This window comes from Streptomyces sp. SID14436, from assembly GCF_010548465.1.
Classification (GTDB): domain Bacteria; phylum Actinomycetota; class Actinomycetes; order Streptomycetales; family Streptomycetaceae; genus Streptomyces.
This window is the reverse complement of sequence record NZ_JAAGMD010000882.1, coordinates 1-2,000: the sequence shown is the minus strand read 5'-3', so window position 1 is coordinate 2,000 and position 2,000 is coordinate 1. Positions and strand designations below refer to the sequence as shown.

The 2,000-nt window shown below is 75.4% G+C and carries 1 protein-coding gene and 1 pseudogene; one reads left to right on the top strand and one right to left on the bottom strand.

Annotated elements, in window-relative coordinates; genetic code table 11:
- Positions 1-862 (bottom strand): annotated as a pseudogene (locus tag G3I53_RS32355) (hypothetical protein); the annotation flags it as partial.
- 321 nt (positions 863-1,183) lie between these two features.
- Here G3I53_RS32355 and G3I53_RS32350 point away from each other — a divergent pair.
- A complete protein-coding gene (locus tag G3I53_RS32350; RefSeq protein WP_343240727.1) occupies positions 1,184-1,582 on the top strand; it encodes a hypothetical protein in 399 nt (132 codons plus the stop codon).
- The last annotated feature ends 418 nt before the right edge of the window (positions 1,583-2,000 follow it).

The following is a 2,000-nucleotide window of genomic DNA, read 5'->3' as shown; positions in this document are numbered from 1 at the left end:
GGCCCGCGTCGCCGGTGACGCGCGCGGTCGCCAGTGCCTCCGCGTAGTGCGAGCGGGCGTCGTCGAAGCGGCCCGAGTCGTGGGCCAGCCAGCCCACCGAGATGGCCAGTTCACCGGCGCCCGCGTACAGCCGGTCCGCGGTCCGCTGCCGGGTCGTGCCGGCGTCGAGCAGGGCGTAGGCGGCGCGCAGCGGTGCCGCGGCCCGCCGGTAGAGCCCGTCGGCCCCGTGGCGGTCGTCGAGCAGGCGGATCCTGCGGACCGCCTCCTCCAGGGCACCCGCGTCACTGGCCCCGGCGCGGCGCACGGAGCGCTGTGCGGCCGAGGCGTCCCGGGCGAACCCGAGGGGGCCCAGCGAGGCGGCGGCCACGGTGGCGCCCCCGCCGGTCATGAATGCGCGACGCAGCACGTCGCTCTCCTCGTAGTTGTCGTACGTGTCGTAGCTGTCGTACGGGTCGTACGGGTCCCGCGGCTCCTCATACGGATCCGGGGGCCCGCTGGTCTCACTCGTGGGGTCCGCCGGGGCCGGTGCGGGCACCGGGGAAAGCTCCCCGGGCCCTCCCGTCCGGGCCCCGCGGCCGCGGACCGACGAGCGGGGCGCGAAGCCCAGATCGGTCAGCGTGCGGCCGGGGAACATGTGCAGGAACACCCGTTCGTAGGCGTAGTTGGGACAGCGGATCTCGCCCGTCTCGACCCGGTGGACGTAGCGCGCGTCACAGCTGACGCGTTCGCCGATCTCGCGGGCGGCCCGCCGTACCGCGGCGGCGAACTCGCCCGGCGAGCGCGCTCCGCGCAGTTGCCGGAAGACGAGGTTCGGCCGTGCCGGCCGGTCGGGGTTGGACGAGGGCACCGTTGACGACGCCATGGCCGGGTCCTCTCTGCGAACCGTCGAACCATGCCGGACTCGGGGCGAATTGTCGGTGTGCCGCCCTGTTTCCGGCGGGCAAGAACGTACCTGTTGTGACGGAGTCGGCACGCAGTGTTTGGCTACAAACCGGATATCTCATCCGCGATCCGCCATGAACTGCCATCCTTTGCGGTCAACTTCCGCCGTTGCCGTTGACGGCCCGGCGCGTTGAACCCTGTGGACCGGGAGCCCCCCGACTCCCGACCCGCTCGTCCAAGCAGTCATTTCGTGTGGTGGAGGCGTGGGATGGCGACCAGCCGGAGCAGCGATCCTCGGAGAGTGCCGGACGCACCGGGTGCCGCGTCCGCTGCGGCGGCGGACACGGTGGGCGCCCCGGACACGTCGTGCGACGTGGTGACGGTGCCTGCCCGGCAGGGCCTGGAGGCGGTGGACATCCTGCGCCGCGGGGCCGGGGACGCGGTGGGGCCCGTCCTGCACGACGGCGGCGGCACGCTGGGGTTTTTGGTCCCGCCGGGCACGGCCGCGGCGTGGGACGTACCGGGGAGCACCTGCACGGAGACCGACGGGCGCGGGCTGAGGCTCGCGCCGGAACCTCCGGTGGAGGGCTCGGACTGGCTGCTGCCGCCCGGTGAGGACCCGGCGACGGACCCGGCCGTCCTGCGGGCCGCGCTCGACGAGGCCCAGCGACTGATCGAGGCCGCGGACAGTTGCCGCTAGGGCCGTCCGTCACGATCCGCCCGACAGGCCCCGGGGCCGGGAGCCCCCCGACACCGGCCATCACCGGGCCCCCGACACCGGCCATCACCGGGCCCCTGGCACCGGCCGCCACCGGGCCCCTGGCACCGGCCGCCACCGGGCCCTTGGCACCGGCCATCACCGGGCCCTTGGCACCGGCCGCCACCGGGCCCTTGGCACCGGCCGCCACCGGGCCCTTGGCACCGGCCGCCACCGGGCCCTTGGCACCGGCCATCACCGGGCCCTTGGCACCGGCCGCCACCGGGCCCTTGGCACCGGCCATCACCGGGCCCTTGGCACCGGCCGCCACCGGGCCCTTGGCACCGGCCATCACCGGGCCCTTGGCACCGGCCGCCACCGGGCCCTTGGCACCGGCCATCACCGGGCCCTTGGCACCGGC